General features: G+C 51.9%; 16 protein-coding genes. 10 read left to right on the top strand and 6 right to left on the bottom strand.

Annotated elements, in window-relative coordinates:
• Positions 1-160 precede the first annotated feature (160 nt).
• Together ACLD72_RS08385 and ACLD72_RS08380 are read left to right on the top strand one after the other, a co-directional pair.
• Entirely contained in the window at positions 161-616 is a 456-nt protein-coding gene (locus tag ACLD72_RS08385; protein ID WP_251595006.1) for a CBS domain-containing protein, read from the top strand.
• Between the two features lie 17 nt (positions 617-633).
• Positions 634-1884: an MFS transporter gene (locus tag ACLD72_RS08380; protein ID WP_410999054.1), complete on the top strand. Its 1251-nt coding sequence runs from the start codon at positions 634-636 to the stop codon at positions 1882-1884.
• Positions 1885-2125: 241 nt separating this feature from the next.
• Here the strand turns inward: ACLD72_RS08380 and ACLD72_RS08375 are convergent, their stop codons facing one another.
• Together ACLD72_RS08375 and ACLD72_RS08370 are read right to left on the bottom strand one after the other, a co-directional pair.
• Positions 2126-3454 carry an outer membrane protein assembly factor BamB family protein gene (locus tag ACLD72_RS08375; RefSeq protein ID WP_410999052.1) on the bottom strand — a complete coding sequence of 443 codons (1329 nt, stop codon included), beginning with the start codon at positions 3452-3454 and terminating at the stop codon, positions 2126-2128.
• Between the two features lie 158 nt (positions 3455-3612).
• Entirely contained in the window at positions 3613-4539 is a 927-nt protein-coding gene (locus tag ACLD72_RS08370) for an L-lactate dehydrogenase (RefSeq protein WP_251594999.1), read from the bottom strand.
• A gap of 571 nt (positions 4540-5110) precedes the next feature.
• Here ACLD72_RS08370 and ACLD72_RS08365 point away from each other — a divergent pair.
• The 4 genes from ACLD72_RS08365 to ACLD72_RS08350 all read left to right on the top strand — a co-directional run bounded on the left by ACLD72_RS08365 (position 5111) and on the right by ACLD72_RS08350 (position 8464).
• Positions 5111-6082: a polysaccharide deacetylase family protein gene (locus ACLD72_RS08365; RefSeq protein WP_410999050.1), complete on the top strand. Its 972-nt coding sequence runs from the start codon at positions 5111-5113 to the stop codon at positions 6080-6082.
• A gap of 76 nt (positions 6083-6158) precedes the next feature.
• Entirely contained in the window at positions 6159-7457 is a 1299-nt protein-coding gene (locus tag ACLD72_RS08360; RefSeq protein WP_410999048.1) for a WD40/YVTN/BNR-like repeat-containing protein, read from the top strand.
• Between the two features lie 193 nt (positions 7458-7650).
• Positions 7651-7842, top strand: coding sequence for a hypothetical protein (locus ACLD72_RS08355; RefSeq protein ID WP_410999046.1), 192 nt, complete (start codon positions 7651-7653; stop codon positions 7840-7842).
• Positions 7843-8044: 202 nt separating this feature from the next.
• On the top strand, positions 8045-8464 hold the full coding sequence (locus ACLD72_RS08350; RefSeq protein WP_410999044.1) for a DUF2500 domain-containing protein: 420 nt from the start codon (positions 8045-8047) through the stop codon (positions 8462-8464).
• 126 nt (positions 8465-8590) lie between these two features.
• On the opposite strand, the gene ACLD72_RS08345 is transcribed toward ACLD72_RS08350, so the two are convergent.
• On the bottom strand, positions 8591-9916 hold the full coding sequence (locus tag ACLD72_RS08345) for a phytoene desaturase family protein (protein ID WP_410999042.1): 1326 nt from the start codon (positions 9914-9916) through the stop codon (positions 8591-8593).
• Positions 9917-10186: 270 nt separating this feature from the next.
• Here ACLD72_RS08345 and ACLD72_RS08340 point away from each other — a divergent pair, with 270 nt between their 5' ends.
• The 3 genes from ACLD72_RS08340 (at position 10187) to ACLD72_RS08330 (ending at position 12724) form a co-directional block, all read left to right on the top strand.
• Positions 10187-10609 carry a cell wall hydrolase gene (locus ACLD72_RS08340; RefSeq protein WP_410999040.1) on the top strand — a complete coding sequence of 141 codons (423 nt, stop codon included), beginning with the start codon at positions 10187-10189 and terminating at the stop codon, positions 10607-10609.
• 62 nt (positions 10610-10671) lie between these two features.
• A complete protein-coding gene (gene gerQ / locus ACLD72_RS08335) occupies positions 10672-11121 on the top strand; it encodes a spore coat protein GerQ (protein ID WP_410999038.1) in 450 nt (149 codons plus the stop codon).
• Between the two features lie 283 nt (positions 11122-11404).
• Entirely contained in the window at positions 11405-12724 is a 1320-nt protein-coding gene (locus ACLD72_RS08330) for a hemolysin family protein (protein WP_410999036.1), read from the top strand.
• A 60-nt stretch (positions 12725-12784) separates the two neighbouring features.
• Here ACLD72_RS08330 and ACLD72_RS08325 read toward each other — a convergent pair whose 3' ends face one another.
• Positions 12785-13363: an RNA polymerase sigma factor gene (locus ACLD72_RS08325; RefSeq protein WP_410999034.1), complete on the bottom strand. Its 579-nt coding sequence runs from the start codon at positions 13361-13363 to the stop codon at positions 12785-12787.
• A gap of 241 nt (positions 13364-13604) precedes the next feature.
• Between ACLD72_RS08325 and ACLD72_RS08320 the strand changes: the two genes are divergently transcribed.
• A complete protein-coding gene (locus tag ACLD72_RS08320; RefSeq protein WP_410999032.1) occupies positions 13605-14816 on the top strand; it encodes an MFS transporter in 1212 nt (403 codons plus the stop codon).
• Between the two features lie 74 nt (positions 14817-14890).
• Here the strand turns inward: ACLD72_RS08320 and ACLD72_RS08315 are convergent, their stop codons facing one another.
• Both ACLD72_RS08315 and ACLD72_RS08310 read right to left on the bottom strand, forming a co-directional pair.
• Positions 14891-16123, bottom strand: coding sequence for an aminopeptidase (locus ACLD72_RS08315; RefSeq protein WP_410999030.1), 1233 nt, complete (start codon positions 16121-16123; stop codon positions 14891-14893).
• 89 nt (positions 16124-16212) lie between these two features.
• A complete protein-coding gene (locus tag ACLD72_RS08310) occupies positions 16213-17541 on the bottom strand; it encodes a TrkH family potassium uptake protein (RefSeq protein WP_410999207.1) in 1329 nt (442 codons plus the stop codon).
• Positions 17542-17551 lie beyond the last annotated feature (10 nt).

The raw sequence follows: 17551 nt of genomic DNA, 5'->3' as shown, positions 1-17551 counted from the left end.
CACAGCTTTTTAATATAATTTTATCGTAACATATCATCTGTGGAATTTGAAATGAAACCAGGCGGCGCAAGACTTGGGAGGGGAGCTGGCGACCCGGCCGCAACCTTGACAAAAAAGCAGGTAGTTGTATAATACAATTATATCGATTAGGGGGATTTGCATGCAAGCGCATGAAATTATGATCAAGCAGGTCTACAAGGTGAAAGAAAGCGATACGGTCCGTTCGGTGATCGAAAGGTTCATCGAGCATCGGATCAGCGGGTTGCCCGTCGTGAATGAACGAAACGAAATCGTCTCATATATCAGCGATGGGGACATCATGCGCTACATCGGCAAACACCGCGATGTCGTTGTCGATTCGATCTATTATGTGGCCGTCTTCAAAGGAGATCAGGAGGCTTACGAGGAAAGAGCCAGAAGATTGCTTGACCTCAACGTTATGGAAATCGGCAAAAAGAAAGTCATTAAAGTTTCATGGGATGAAGAAATCGAGGACATTGCGGCTATTTTGGGGAAAAAGCAAATCAAGAAGCTTCCCGTCGAGCGCAATGGGGTGCTCGCGGGCATTATCAGCCGCGGGGATGTCATCCGGCATTCCTTCAAATCTTTAATGTAAGACGAAAGGAAGATTATATGTCATCATCTACATCATCGGCCAAAACCGCGCCGCTAAGCGGTACATCAAGTCCTTTGGAGCTTGGGGAACCAAGCTTGCTGAAACAACCTAAGTCCGTATGGGCTGTTTTTTTTGCCTCGATCATCGCCTTTATGGGACTCGGTCTCGTTGATCCGATCCTTCCGGCGATTTCGGCAAGCCTGAACGCTACGCCCAGCCAGGTTACTCTGCTGTTTACGAGCTATAACGCCGTGATGGCGGTAGCGATGCTGATCACGGGGGCGATTTCCTCCCGCATCGGCATCAAGTGGACGCTGCTGGCCGGCATCGTCGTTATCGCCGTCTTTTCGGCGCTTGGGGGGATGGCCGGCGATGTCTGGACGATCATCGGGCTGCGCGGCGGCTGGGGCCTTGGCAATGCCTTGTTCGTGGCCACCGCGTTGTCGGCCATCGTTACGCTGTCAAGCAGTGGCACGGGCAAAGCCGTCATCCTGTACGAAGCGGCGGTGGGCCTCGGCATTTCGGTCGGGCCGCTGCTCGGGGGCTGGCTTGGCGCTATTTCCTGGAGAGGCCCGTTTCTCGGCGTCGCTTCCTTGATGGTCATCGCTTTCATTGGCCTCATTATGCTGATGCCCAAGGAGAAAAAAGGGGAGGTTACGCGCTCCCGCACTTCGATCCTGGCCCCGTTTAAGGCGATGAAATATCGTTCCCTGGTTGTATTGGGGCTGACCGCTTGCTTTTACAACTTCGGCTTTTTCACGCTGATGGCTTACGCTCCGTTCGTCATGGGGCTCGATGAGCACGGGCTCGGTTACGTCTTCCTGGCCTGGGGCATTTTGCTGGCCATTACTTCGGTCGGCACCGCCCCCAAACTGCAGGAAAAATTCGGCACGCTCAAATCGATGTGCGCTATGCTGTTCCTGTTCTCTTTAGTGCTGCTGGCGATGGGCATTTGGGCGGATTCGCCTTGGGTGATCATCGCCGCCGTCATTTTTGCCGGAGCGCTGCTCGGCAACAACAACACCCTGATCACGACAGCGGTCATGAACGCCGCGCCGGTAGAGCGGTCCACCGCATCCGCCGCGTACAGCTTCCTGCGCTTTTTGGGAGGCGCGGTTGCTCCGTTTTTGGCCGGGAAGCTGGCCGAATGGTACAGTCCGCATGTTCCGTTCATCGTCGGAGCCGGGTTCGTGATGCTGGCGGTCGTGTTCATTGCGTTAAACAGCAAGCATGTGCAGCATGTCGACCAGGTGGAATCGGGGCACTAACGCCGTGCCGTAATAACTTCGACTGATCACTCGGAGCGCTCTGCAGCGCTTCGGGTGATTGATTGCTCTTCCGGGCGGCTGCCATGATATAATAAACTCCTAATAGATAGTACCTCAGGATTAATGGCATGAATTAATATAATTCACCAGATTAACTATACAGAGCCCCGTTTGAGGGCAGCGGTTAGACCTTATGGTTTATCACGCCGCCCTCAAGCGGGGCTTAATCAGCAGTCGTTCATTATTGCAGTTCCTTCGGCAGCGCTACCGCCAGTAATCCTGTATCTGTTTGGACCAGCGCAGCTCCGTTTTTGACGAAAATGGTACCGTACTCCTGCGCTCCGGTCTTGACCCGGCCCAGCGTTTTGCCGGTAGCGGCATTCATAATATAGAGGTAACCATCTTCCGCCCCAGCAAATACCGCCTTGCCGCTGATCTGCAAATGCAGTCCCGGAGTAGCCGGGATGCTGAATTTCACGGTTTTGTCGCTGCCCAGGTTAAGCCCGGTAAGTTGCCCATCCTTATGGAAATATGCTGTTCCGTTGATCGGCCCGGCCAGCCACTGCCCGTATTCGGCATAGCTTTTGATCGCGGCCGCGTTTTCTTGCCCCCGCTTGATGCGCGTCAGTACTGCTTCATTGCTATCCAGGTTGCCGTCAACCGTATACAGCTCATTGTCTTGAAGCACAGTATAGTAGCTGCCTAACCGCCTTATATCACTCAGCGGTTGAAAATTTTCCTGCTTCGTTATTTTACCGTTGGCTGTGTTGAATGTAACCAGTGTCGCCAGGTACCCTTTGACGGGAGCTTTGGCCGTAGGGTCCGCATCCTGTCTTAATGTAAGCTGACCTTTGTTAAAGGAAACGGTGGAGTAAACGCCTTCCAGACGCCACAGCTTTTTGCCGCTGGCTGCGTCCAGCCCGAAAAATTGCGTCCGGGTATTGTCGACCGTGCTATAGACAACAAGCACTCCGCCATGCTGGCCGACAATGTCGCTTGCATACATGGGCAGCTTGCTATCCGCCCATATTTTTTTGCCTGAATCGGGATGATAGGCAGCAATACCGCCACTTTCATTGGTTACATATAACACGTCATTTAGTAAGGTCGCATATGCGCCTATTACGATCGGCGTTTTGGCTGCCTTAACTTTCCAGAGAACCTTGCCCGTTTTGGCCTGCAATTTAACCAGGTATCCGTTCAAATCGATCAAGAAGACCGAGCTTGCGGTGACGACCTCGGGATGCGAGCCGTATTTGTATGACCATTTTACTTTACCTGTGTCCAGATCGGCCGCTTTAAGCGTACCGGAGACAGAATAATAAACCAGTCCGTTTGCAACTGGAGCCTGGGTGTCATACAAGCCCAATCCGTCCGCTTTGGCCTGCCATTTCGGCGAAAGCAACGGGACGGAGGCACTTTGGGCCGGATTGTTGTTTGTGGAAACGGTTGTCGTGGGGGCTGCTTGGACAGCGCTTAAGGAAGCGCCGGAAGTCCAAGATAGTCCTGTTCCCGAAGCAAGCAGGGCCGTAGTAAGAATTGTGTTCAGAATAAGTTTGGATTGTGTCAATAGAACCATCTCCTTCATGATTACCGGTTTCAGTTAATAATACGCCGTAGGAGGAGGGAAAGTTGTTTTAATAAACAAATGTTATGCAAAAATAAAAACCCAGCGCGCTGTTCATTTCAGCGTCTGGGCGTTTTGCTGTTGGTGCGGAGTTACCGTAATTAGAGCTCCAGTTTGGCGATTTCCGATTTCAGCTTGTTGGCCGAAGCTTGGAACTGCGTCAATTCCGCATCGCCGAGCTGCAGATCGAGCACCTGGCGTACGCCGGTACGGTCCACGATGCTTGGCACGCCGAGATATACGTCCGAAACTCCGTTGTAATCGGTCAGCAGGGTGGAGACGTTTAGCACGGAACCTTCGTTTTGCAAAATCGACACGATAATCCGGTCCAAAGCCAACGCGATCGCGTAGGAGGTGGCGCCTTTGGCGTTAATGATTTCATAAGCGGCGTTTTTGGTGCTGCTAAAAATCTCCTCGCGCTCTTGTTCGTTAAACTCCAAGCCGATGCCGGCCACGTTCGCCAAGCTCCACAGCGGCACCTCGGAATCGCCGTGTTCCCCGACAATATGCGCATGGATACTGCGCGGGTTGATCTTTTTGTTCTGTCCGATCAGATAGCGGAAACGGGCGCTGTCCAGCAGCGTACCGGAGCCAATGACACGGTTCGACGGGAACCCGCTTTTCTTCAAGGTCACATAAGTGAGAATATCGACCGGGTTGGTAGCAACCAAAATAATGCCGTGATTGTTGTACTTTACGATGTTTTGAATGATGCTGTCAAAAATGCCGGCATTGCGCTTGAGCAGGTCGATCCGGGTTTCACCGGGACGCTGGGAAGCGCCGGCGGCAATAACGATAATGTCGGCGTCCGCGCAATCGCTGTAATCGCCGGCCCACAGCTTGACCCCGCCGGTAAACGGCAGTCCGTGGTTCATGTCGAGCGCTTCGCCAAGCGCTTTTTCCTTATTCGCATCGATCAGGACCAGCTCGGAAATCCGTTCTCTTAACAGGAGCGTGTACGCTGTCGTTGCCCCTACGGCACCGGTTCCGATAATCACGACCCGGCTGGAGCGAAGTTGGGTTTTCATCAAATCATCTCCTTAATAATGTAGATTCCCGTTTAGGATAGATTGTACCGAAGCCAGGCTTCTTAGACTCCCCCTAAAACGTATGTATCCATCCTCATTGTACATGAATTATCTTAAATTTAAAGAAAAATCTGCAGGATTATTTCATAGCTCAACTTATTTGGTTATGGCTGCTTCTGAATTACTGTTTTTATGGAAGTAGGACGGCCCGATGAGATCAACTGCAAAAGCGCATTCTATTATCCGTAAACTGCCATTTTAGAGCAATTGAAATGCAAAAGTACATCTTATTTAAGGCTATCCGATAAAAAGCAGCTTTTGACCAGAAATGAACTGCACTTTTACATTTGAGCCACCGGTTTAGAGGAGTTTCGACAAAAACCGCCTGCACTTTTGCATTTCGTGGGATTCCCTTCCAATAACAAAACATAAAAATTGTTACGTAAACTTAATAGCATTAATCCATAAAATTCTGTAATGACTTTGTAACCTGCGATTAACGATTCTGTAAGGACGAATCGCTCATTTTATATTATTCTAGTAATAATGAAATGAGAGAGGAACTATTCAAATGCCGTACACCAGCAGAAGCACACAAAATCATTCCACCCGCACCGCGCGCACCAAATCCGAGCGGAAAACGAAATGGATCAAGGTGACCGCCGTGTCGCTTGCCGTCGTATCATTAACTTTGTCGGGGATTGCCGTATATTCGTATCTGAACCACGGTAAGCCAAGCGCAGTAGTCAAACACTCCACAACAGCCGTCGTATCCGCCAATCTGGCCGGCAAAAATGCAGACTCGGCCGTCCAGCCGTCGGAGCCAAAACAGGAGCCGCCGACACCGGCTAAAACAACTCCGCAGGAAGCAACTTCAACCGACGCGAAGGCAGGAAACTCTGAGAACGTTAAACCGTCCGCCGTTAAGCAGCCAAAGGTGATATATTTGACTTTCGATGACGGTCCGAGCAAGCATACAGAGGAAATTATGGATATTTTGGCTAAATATCAGATTCACGGCACTTTTTTTATGATCGGAAATCAGCTTTCAGGCCATGAGCAAACCGTGAAGGATGCGGTTGAAGCCGGCAATTATGTTGGACTGCACAGCATGAGCCACAGCAAGAAAAAAATCTACGACAGCGGAAATTCGGACAATTTCATTAAAGAATTCAAGCAGGAACAAAAGCTGATGGCCAAGATCACCGGAGTTTCGCCGACACTGATCAGGGCGCCGTACGGCAGCAAGCCGGAGATCGGCAAACAATTCCGCGGCGATATCGCCGATGCGGGGTTTAAGATGTGGGACTGGACGGTCGATTCCCAGGATTGGCGTTATTCGGGCAACCCCCAACGCATTTTGAAGGAGGTCAAACGCCAGGTACACCGGGATACCGAAGTGATTTTAATGCACGAAAAGGCGCAAACCGTGGAAATCCTTCCGGAGGTTATCGAATATTTGCAGAAAAAAGGCTATGCCTTTGCCGTTTACAAGCCCAATCAACATGTTAGCGTAAATTTTGCCAAAGATCCGCGGCTGTAATTCCGGTCCCTGAAGACTTCGATCACGCTATGATATAATAAACAATCAGCATGTGGTTGAAAGTGAGGTAGTCTTTTTGAAGTTATGGCGTTATGTTATCGCAGTTTCACTGTCCGGATGCCTGCTGCTGACGGCCTGTACGGCCGAGCAGCCGCCGGAAGCGAATCAGGCACAGCCGGAGCCGCCGGAAGAAAAAGGGCAGACGCTCACCGTCATTAACCCCGACTCCTCTGAAAATCTGGGAGTGGAAACGAAAGCTCCCGCGGAGGACGGGAACAACAACCAATATCAAATTCAAACGCGCTTAACCGATTTTCAGTTGCTCAGCACGACTACCGGGCTGGCCTGGGGTTGTACCCAAAGCGAGCTGAGGCTGTATCTTACCCGAGACAACGGGCAGACCTGGACGAATATTTCCCCGGCCGCTTCGGTGCTGTTTCCGAGCACGCCGCGTTTCGGCAAAGAGATCTTTTTTATCGATCCGATGCACGGTTGGATTGTGCGCAATGCCGCCGGTTTGGATGACGCGATCGTCTTAAGGACGGAAGACGGGGGCATCACTTGGAAGGTCTCTTCATTTCCGGGAGGGGACCAGGTTGAGGGGATTTATTTTTCCAACGAGTCTAACGGCTGGATATTGACCAATAAAACGAGCGACTCGGGGCGTAGTGAAAGAGTGCTCTACGCGACGGAAGACGGGGGAGCAACGTTTGATCCGATTATGGGGGCTCCGGACCCGAACAGCTTTGCGCTCAATCCATCAGCGCGATCGGGACTGGGGCAGGGGACCCCGATGTCGATGGCCTTTGTCGATGAGCTAAACGGATTCGTCAGCGAGATTGAAGCAGGACAACCCGCACTGTATACCACGGATAACGGGGGAGATACATGGGCGAAAAAAGAGAGCTTCTTTGATGCCGCAAAATTCAAAACCTGTGATCGATTTATCGTCGGCAATGTCTCGCTCTTCGGGGATGGCAGTTCAGGCTGGGTCCCGGTCGGCTGTACCCGCGATGAAGCCACCAAGTTTAACGGTTACTTCACCCAGGATGCCGGAGCCACCTGGACGCTGGTCCCTTTCAATTTATCGTGGCAGACCGGATTCAATGAGGAATTGGCGCCGACCTTTTTGACGCGAAACGAAGGCTGGACGATGATGGGCTCGACCGTTTACTATACTTCGGATCAAGGCAATCATTGGACGCCGTTGCCGCGAAGCGCGAAGCTGGTTGATATCGTGGCCGATTATCCGGAAGTGGTGAAACTGCAGTTCTTTTCCTCCAGAGTAGGCTGGCTGCTGGTGGCCAAAGAAGATCAGAAACGTTCGCTGCTGCTGCAGACGAGAGACGGGGGAACGAGCTGGCATGTGCTGTAAGCCTGTCTGCGCCTTCAGATAGCGTGAATATCAAAAGTGAAAAAGTATGGCAATGCGGCCATGCTTTTTTATTTTTCAGACTATGTGAAAATAATCACATATAAAATGCAGGATTTGTGATAAATTTAACTTGTAAAGGAAACAGCAGCAAATTGGAGCGGCGCTCCAAATTCCAAGGCAGGAGTGAATAGTGATGAAAACGACAACGCAAGACACGGTAACCCGCAATTATCTCCAATTTTGCTACACCTGCGAAGACGCTCATTTATGCACGACCGAAGACATGTGCCAGGCTTGCTGGGCGGAGAAGGGGCTTTTGGAGACCGAACCTGAAGCCGACGGCGCCGCAGAAACCCGCCAATTGCTGTTTGAATATTATGCTTGATTCTTATTCGCTGGCAGACCAGTTTGGCTAACCCTCCGGTTCGATTAACGAGCCGGAGTTTTTTTTGCTATTTTGTGGGACAAGAGTGGCATAATTTACGCCGGAGGTGAATAACAAGTTTCAAGTTAACCGGCATATACTTAGGAAAGGAAGGAGAGGGACAAAAGTAGCAGGCCATAGCCTCTATGAAGGAGGGCGAACCATGCAGTCATGGGTGGAAATGTTCGATATGATGGAAACCGCGCTGCCGATCCTGCTCGTTGTGCTTACGGCGATCGTCGTGATTTCGGCCGCGGGAGGGGTGTGGCGCTTTTTTGCCAGCAGCAGGCAGCCCGTACTCAGCGTAAATTCGGTGATTGTCGGGAAGCGGACGGAGGTTTCCCATCGCCATGATACCGAGACATCGGTCAACCGTTCGGACACGAAATATTATGTTACATTTGAGGTCGAGAGCGGCGACCGGCTGGAATTTGTCGTCAACGGCCTGGAATACGGCCAATGCGCGGAAGGAGACGAAGGAAAGCTGACGTTTCAAGGCCAGCGTTACCACAGCTTTGAACGGGTACGGAATACGCATCGGACGGAAGTGCAGGAATTCCGGAAATACCGCAGCACACTTTAAACTTTAAATCAGACCAGGAAAGGAAGTCGCCAGGTTGAAAGGTAATACGTCCATAAAAAAACAGAAGCAACGGAGCGCCTTAATCCGGCTACTCGCGTTCGCTTCTGTTTTTGTTTTTGGATCCTGCTAATGGGAATAGGCCTTAATTTGTACGGTATCCGCCAAAAGCGTCTGGGCTACGGTCCGCGCGCTGGAAAAAGCGCGTTCGGCGAGCTCGCCTTTGCCTGTGCAGCCGTCGCCGCAGAAGTAAAACGGCAGGCCGGCCAAGCGGTTCGGAAGCAGCTTGTTTGTGCAGATGTTTTTGACGCTGGCCACCATCGCTTTTTTGGAAACGCGTTTGACCTCGACAAAATTCCGCCAATCCGGGTAATACGTATCGAACAGGGCTTCCATCTGCGCGGTTTTCTGCTCCAGATATTGTTTCTTTTGCTCCTCATCCGCAAAGTCGTCATTCAAGTAGGCGATCCCCTGAAGCAGCTGGCCGTGCGCCGGCGCCACCGTATAGTCGGTTGCCGAGACGTCGCTGATAAATATTTTATGATCCATGTCGCTGATATAATGGAAGGGGCGCGCGACGACTTTTGAGAAGCCGACGTCGTACACCAGCACCTCGGTGGAGGTGGACTCTTTATACGGCTCAAGCGCAGCGGACCAAGGCGAGTTTTCCAGCAGCTTGGCGACCTGCTGTACCGGCATTGCAAAAATAACCTGATCGTATTCTAGCCGCTCCCGCGTTTTAGTGTTCAGCACAAACTTTCCGTCTTCCATCACAATCGACTCGACCGGCTCCTTCACAGAGATTTCCCAGTTTGCGTTGTCGCGGATCTTGTCGACCAACTGGCCGGTGATCGTTGCCCAACTGCCGAGAATATAGCTTACCGGCCGCTGGGAGAGGAACAGGTTATGATAGTACTCGGCGATGACCTCGCCGGGCACCTTCCTGGCTTCCTCCGGCGTAATGAAGAAATTGGAGCAGACCAGATGCGCCCACAGCTCTTTGACATCGGCGGAGGCGTGGGAATGTTCGAGATAATCGCCCAACGTACGATGATGCTTCAACTGATGGATGTTACCGATCACCGCAGCGATCTCGCTGACGAATCGCACCTTCTCCAGCGGAGTCAGGACATCCGTCTTGACGATGTTGACGAAATCGAGCGGAGCGGGCGTCAAATGCCCGTGCTTGGCGTACATCACTTTGCGTTTATCGACCTGCTTGCTTTGAAATTTAAGGTTTAGCTCTTCTTCCATGTGATGGAGCGTGTGTCTGTCAATTCCGTATACCGCATGCGCTCCGTAATTTAGCGTAAATCCCGATTTTTCATAAGTAAAAGCCCGGCCGCCCAACTGCGGGCTCCGTTCAAACACCGTGCCAGCCGTCTCCTTGTTGTCCGATAGGTATGCCGCTGCCGTCAAACCGGCCAAGCCGCCGCCAATAATCGCGATTCTCATGTGGGGAACCTCCTAAAAGGTGTTGTGAAGCAAAGCGTTTTTATAAAGAAATCACCATAACCATATAAAAAACATTTATTTACTTAACAGTATATGCTATTCGTGTAAGCGCGTCCATAGAAATAGCCACAAAATGTTCAAGATTGTAATCGGATTCACAATGAAAAATTGCTTCTATCTATTGACAATGCTCTTTTTAGGGGGTTAGACACCCGGATGGGCATTCGCACATACAATATAACGTCAAGTAGGGAGGAAGGAGGGATGGGATTGGCGGTCATTAAAGCAAACTCGGAAGACGTCAAGCTGCTGGCGCGTCTCATGCGCGCGGAAGCGGAAGGCGATGGGGAGCAGGGCATGCTGATGGTCGGGAACGTAGGCGTAAATCGGATCTTGGGAAATTGCCTTGATTTTCAGGATATTCGCCTAATGAAACAGATGGTGTTTCAATCTCCCGGCGGCTTTGAAGCAACGCAAAAAGGATACTTCTACCAGAGAGCGCGCGACAGGGATATCCGTTTAGCCCGGAGGGTGATCGGCGGAGAGCGGGTCTGGCCGGCGTCCAATGCGCTGTGGTTCTTCAGGCCCGCCGGCAATTGTCCCGGGACGTGGTACAATCAGCAAAATACCGGGCGCTTCAAAGCGCACTGCTTCTTTGCTCCCAACGCGCAAACTTGCCCCGGCGTTTTTTAAGCATACTTAGGCACGGCAAAAAAAGCGAAACCTAAGCAAGTAAAATGAGGAGGAATCGATTCATGTTTACCCAGTCTTACCGGCCGGTCGCACACCCCGCCGGCTATAACGTCTCGCCTGTTCAAACCGGAGGGGCGGGTTTTATGGCTCCCATGGGAGCCGGCGCAGGCTTCCCGCCGCAAGTGCCGAGCGGCAGTCCGATGACGCCCAGCGGCACGGTAGTGCCGTCGGCCATTCCGACGTTTGAGCAGTCATATATTGAAAATATTTTACGTCTTAATCTGGGAAAAGTCGGCACCTTTTACATGACCTACGAAAACAACCGCGAATGGAATGCCAAAATATTCAAAGGCGTTCTCGAAGCCGCGGGTCGCGACCACATCATCATCAGCGATCCGAACACCGGCCAGCGGATCGTTTTGCTGATGGTCAACCTCGATTATGCAACGTTTGATGAACCTTTGTATTATCAATATCCCGGCACCATCGGCGCCCCGCCGCCAACCAGATAGGCATAGGACTAGGACTCCCTCGCGAAAGGGGGTTCTTTTTCATTTTTGCGGCCGAATACGCCAGTACCGATGTCATACCAAAGCGTTTGACTGTGTAGTGTATAATAATATAATTAATAATAAACACGGTTTATGCCGAAGTATCCTATAAGGGAGATGATTCCATTGGGAAGTTGACGCTGCTCTATATAAATGAAAAATACAAAATGATGTACGATTCCATTCTGCGAAGGAGGTGCACCTATTCACCGCTGCCGCTGGATAGGCGGGAATAGGAAACGTATTGAGTGACCCTTTACCGAGTCTTCTGCAAGTAGGACTGATGGTGCTGCTGGTACTGTTGAACGGATTTTTCGTGTCTGCCGAATTTGCGATCGTCAAGGTTCGAAGCTCCCGCATCGACGCGTTGGTGGAGGAAGGGCGAAGGCGAGCCGTAATCGTAAAAAGACACTTGAATCATTTGGACGGTTACTTATCGGCGTGCCAGGTAGGTATCACGCTCAGCTCACTGGGGCTGGGGTGGCTGGGCGAGCCGGTTGTGGCCCGGCTGCTGAATCCGCTGTTTGAACTGACGGGATTGGGCGAAAAGCCGGCTTATCTCGTCTCGTTAACGGTTGCCTTTATTCTCATCGCCGTCCTGCACATCGTTCTGGGAGAGCTCTCCCCGAAAACGATCGCCGTCCGCAAGGCGGAAACCATTACCTTATGGTTTGCCTGGCCTATGCTGCTGTTTTATCGCCTCATGTATCCGTTCATTTGGATTCTGAACAACCTGTCATCCGGCCTCTTGCGTCTGTTTAGGATTTCGCCGGCTACCGGGCAGGACTCTGTGCATACGGAGGAAGAAATCCGGGTCATGATGAAGGAGAGCAGCGAAAGCGGCTTGATCGACAGCACGGAGATGTCGCTGGTGGACAACATTTTTGAATTTGCCGATACGACGGCGCGGGAAATTATGATCCCCCGGACCGAAATGATTTGCCTTTATACTCAGCATTCGCTGGAGGAAAACCTGGAAATCGCCTTGGAAGGCACAAGAACCCGATATCCCGTATGTCATCAGGACAAAGACCATATCATTGGATTTATTCATATAAAAGATTTGATTCGCTCGAGTACCCGGAATTTACGCGACTTGATCCGGCCGATCATGGCGGTTCCGGAATCCACCCAAATCAGTGATTTGATGAAACGGATGCAGCGGGGAAGAACGCAGATCGCCATCTTGATCGACGAATACGGAGGAACCTCCGGTATGGTGACGCTTGAGGATATCGTCGAAGAAATCGTCGGCGAGATTCAGGATGAGTTCGACGAGGAACGCCCTGGTATCGAGCAGATTGAGCCGGGTATCTATTCGGTGGACGGATTGATGCTGATCGAATCGATCAATGACCGGTTTGGGCTGGAACTCGACTCCGACGATTACGATACGATCGGCGGATGGCTCTATTCCCGAATCGATATTTTGCCGCCGCAGGTTGGCCAAACCGTGGAATACGGCGAATTTACTTACGTGGTGGAAGAAACCGACAACAAGAGAATTTCACGCGTCAAATTAATCCGGCAGCAGCTTCAGCCGCTGGAGGAGGCCGGCGCATAACATAGAGGAGGCTGCCTCTTAGGTCCTTAACTTGACCTGAGGGGCAGCCTCGTTTTTGTTTCAAGTATGCCGGCTTCTTTCCCACTCGTGGTACAGCTTTTTCTTGATGCCTTCCCGGGTGCGAAACAGCCGCTGGCGGACGATATTTTCGCAAACTCCCAGTTTGTCGGCGATCTCCCTGTAGCTTAACCCAAGTCTCCAGCGGTATTCGACCAGCATGCGGTACTCCGGCTTCAAGCGGCGCAAATACGAAACGATCGCCTCTTCCATCAGCTTCGTTTCCACCGAGTCCTCGACCGAGCCGTCTTTCCAGGAGGATACGGCCAATTCGCCGATCGCGGCGGGCTGCTCCAGATGTTGCATATATTTTTTGTATTTGCGCAGGTAGGTGATCGCCATATTGCGGGATACCGTTCTGAGCCAAGCCCGCATGCTCGCTTCCGACTTAAAGGCGGGCTTCTTCAGCATAACTTTCAGAAAGGCTTCCTGAATGATATCCTCCGTTGCCTGATGATCTTTGACTATATGATAGATGGTCCCATACACCCATTCATAAAAAGCTTCGTAAACTTGTTTCTGCTCATCTTCGTCCAGCTCCGAATAATTGGCGGATAGCAGGCACTGTAACCGGTTCTGCATGCGTTTCCCTCTCATCTCTGCTAAAAACGATATTCTATCGATTGGATACTCTATTAATTTTACTCTATCAACGAGAAAATAGGAACTATTTACCATAAATAAAACAAACTTGTCATTTGTTCATGATGCAGATGACGCCGCTTTAGGGAATCGATTACAATAGATGGAGTGTGCCCAAAATTTAAACCTGCTCCGTAAGGCGCGGGGCGGGAAAGCATCGTAATGCACGGAGGGAGAGAACATGAAGAGATTAATATGGTTGGGATGCTGGTCTTACCTGCTGATCGGCCTGGCGCATGTCGTCGTCGGCTCCTTGATGCCGAATCTGCTGGAACAATACGGCAAAGATTACAGTGCGGGTGGCAGCCTTATTTTTGCCCAGTTCGCCGGATTTTTGGTTGGCGTGCTCGTTTCGCCGCTGTTGCTCGCCAAATTCGGCAAAATTTATGGACTTTTGATTGCGACGGGGATGCTGTGTTTCGCTGAAGTTTGTTATTCGCTGCTGCCGCCTTGGGAATGGATGTACGCCATCGGGGCCGTGGCGGGGTTTGGATTCGGGATGATCGAGGCGGTGATCGGCACGATCATTCTCGTTGCGGTGACGGAAGGTACCGCGGTTGCTATGAGCCGGCTGGAGGTGTTTTTCGGGCTGGGCGCGCTGCTGATGCCGGTGGCCGCGGGATTTTTTATCCGCGCTGAGGTATGGCGCTTTTCGTTCCTGATCGTGGCGGGCCTGGCGTTTGTTATGCTGTTTGCCTGGGGCAGGGGAAACTTCGGCGAATTTCGCGGCGTGCTGCATGCGAAAGGGAAGCAGCAGGATAAGCAGGGAGGATGGCTGAAGCAATACCAAGGCATCAGAGGACTGCTGCTCGCTGTTTTTATCGTGTTCTTCTTTTTTTACGTCGGCACCGAAATGAGCTTCGTCAACTTCCTGCCGTCACTGCTGATTGAGAAGCTGGGCCTGGATAAACCGTCCGCGGCGTTCAGCGTTACGCTGTTTTGGATCGCGATGACTTGCGGCCGTCTGGTAGCCGGCACACTTGCGGAAAAAATCTCCTACAGCCGTTATGTGCTCTGGAGCTGCATCGTCAGCTTTGTGCTGATTGCGCTGTTTTCCTTGACCGGGGGGAAGGCCGTTACATATATCCTCATTTTGCTGTTTGGTCTGTTTATGTCGGGGCTGTTTTCCATCGCGCTTGTATTTGCCAACAAGCTGCTGGTCGGAGCCGAGGAATCGACGCCAAGCCTGTTGATCGCTTCCGGAGGAGTGGGAGGAGCCGTATTGCCGTTGATCATGGGGAAAACGATGGATCTGGGGGGTGCTCATGCCTCGTCTTGGCTGCTGGCCGGCTTTCTGATGCTGCTCGCGCTCCTGAGCATTATCGCTGTGCTTATTCAGCGGAGCCGGGGCAGCGCGCTGGCTGCCGCCGCTTCGGCCGAAAGCAATGGGTAGGATTTTGCACAAAAAAGCAGCCGCTGGCTGGAATGGATATTCCAATGGCGGCTGCTTTTTTGCGTTCCCGGTAGTTAAATGGCCCAATTGCCTTTAGCGAAAATCGGTTCTTCTTTGCCGTCCTCCGTAACCCCGAAAATGTCCATTTCGGCCGATCCGACCATAAAGTCTTCGTGCGCCAAGCTGGAATTCAGGCCGCGCTGGTCCAATTCTTCCTTGGACATCGATTTTCCGCCCTCCAGGTTGAAGGCATACGCGTTGCCGATCGCCAAATGATTGGAGGCATTTTCGTCAAACAGCGTGTTGTAAAACAGAATGCCGGACTGAGAAATAGGGGAGCTGTGCGGCACCAAAGCCACCTCGCCCAGATAATGGGAGCCTTCGTCCAGTTCGACCAGCTGCTTCAATACGTCCTGGCCGACTTCCGCCTTGTAATCGACGATCCGGCCGTTTTCGAACGTCAGCGAGAAGCGGTCCACGATCGTGCCGCGATAGCTTAACGGCTTGGTGCTGGACACCGTTCCATTGACTCCGGTTTTGAGCGGAGCGGTGAACACTTCCTCGGTGGGCAGGTTGGCCAAAAATGTATGCCCCTTAGCATTGATGCTTTCGGCGGCGACCCAGAGATGGCCTTCCGGAAGCTCGATGGTGAGATCGGTCCCGGGGGCTATGTAATGGAGCTTCTTATATTTTTTGGCGTTCAAATAATCGGATTTCTGCAGCAGATTGGCGATATGCTCTTTCCAGGCCGCGATCGGATCGGGACGGTCCAGGCGGACGGTGCGGAAAATAGCTTCCCAGAGCGCATCGATTTGCTGATCCGCGGGAAGATCGGGGAACACTTTGGCCGCCCAGGCCTTGGAAGGGACCGCAACGATCGACCAGCTGAATTTATCGGACATCTGCATCTCCCGGTATTTGCTCATCACTTTGCCGTAAGTTTTCTGGTGATTGGTTAACCGCTCCGTGGACACGCCGCTGAGCAAATCGGGGTCCGAGGACATGACATGCAGGACGGCAGCGCCGTTTTCCACATACTCCAGCATCTCGCCCGCATACCACTTCGGTTCGTCCAGAAAAGATTCCTCCGCTGCCATATCGTATCTGAGGCGGGTGACGGTGTCGTCGCTCCAGTTGACCTTGACGAACCGGGCCCCGGCTTCATAGGCTTTCTTCACGATCAGCCGCACCAGCTCGGCGGAATCAATCGCACAGTTGATGATCAAATTTTGGCCTTGTTGAATATTTACGCCGATGTTTACGGCCAACTCAGCGTATTTTTCTAATTTGGTTTGAAAATCGGACATGGTGTTCTCCTCCGTTTTTACAATTTGGTTATTGTTTTATCATACATCATTCTTCACGATTTTAGTAATCAACCGATGGTTTAGGCAGCTTAGCCGATAATTATTTTCCCTTCGGGGTAACGCAGCAGCTCTTTTTTCGATTTCGAGGTGAACGCATAAGCGAGCGTAAGCGGCCCGATCCGCCCCAGGAACATGACGACGCAAAGAATCCATTTGCTGATGTTCGTGAGCTCAGGGGTTAAGTCCAAGCTTAAGCCGGCGGTCGCAAAAGCGGATGTCGCCTCGAACAGCAGCGGCAAAAAGGCATGATCTTCCAACGCGGAGAGCGCCATGGCCACAAATATGACGAGAAACATGGCCAGCCAGGTTTGGGTGATCGCCTTGATGATCGACTCTTTGGACAGACGTTCGCGAAAAAAGACGATATCTTCTTTCCCGCGTATCATCGCATAAATGGCACCCAGCAATATGGCGAATACCGTCACCTTGATCCCGCCGGCCGTAGAGCCCGGCGCCGCGCCGATAAACATTAGCAGGATAAGCAGAAACTGGCTGGACTGCTCCATATCCGACACGCTGACGGTGCTGAGCCCGCCGGATCGCGCGCTGACGGAATGGAAAAAGGCGGCCATGATCCGATCCAGCCAGCTCATTTGCTGCAGCGTATGCGGATTGGAGGATTCGATGGCGACTATAATCAGCGCTCCGACCACCGTTAGGATCAGAGTCATGGTCAGCACGATTTTGGAATGCAGGGACAGCCGGCGCGTACGGCGATAGTTCACCAAATCGGAAATGACGATGAAGCCGATTCCGCCAAGAAAAATGAGCGTCATGACAACGATATTGATAAACGGATCGCTCACGTATTCCGCCAACCCGCTGAACGGGCCGTGGATTTTGCCGAACAAATCAAACCCGGCGTTGTTAAAGATCGACACGCTGTGAAACACTCCAAAGAAGAGCGCTTGGGCCAAAGGCATGTCCTGGGAAAATCTCACGGCCAGGAGCAAGGCGCCGACGAACTCGATGCTGAAGGTATAAATGCAAATTTTAATGATTAACTGCAGCAGTCCTCCGATCGCATTATAGTTCAGCGTTTCTTGCAGAACCAGCCGGTCGCGCAGGGAAATGCGGCGATTGAAGGCGAGCGAGATCAGCGTGCCGATGGTCGTAAAACCGAGGCCGCCGATTTGGACAAGCACCAAGATCACAATTTGCCCGAATAACGAAAACTGCGTTCCCGTATCCACAACGGCCAGTCCGGTTACACAGGTGGCCGAGGTTGCCATAAAGAAGGCGTCCGTCAGCGCCAGTTTTTGGCCGCCGGCCGAAGCCGGCCCAAGCGAAAGCAGGAAAGCGCCGATAATGATCGTTAACGCAAACCCGAAGGTCAACACTTTTGCGGGAGTCAGCATGTTTTTTTTG

This window comes from Paenibacillus lacisediminis (genome assembly GCF_046567315.2).
Note: the sequence above shows the minus strand (reverse complement) of the source record. Positions and strands in the feature narration are given on the sequence as shown.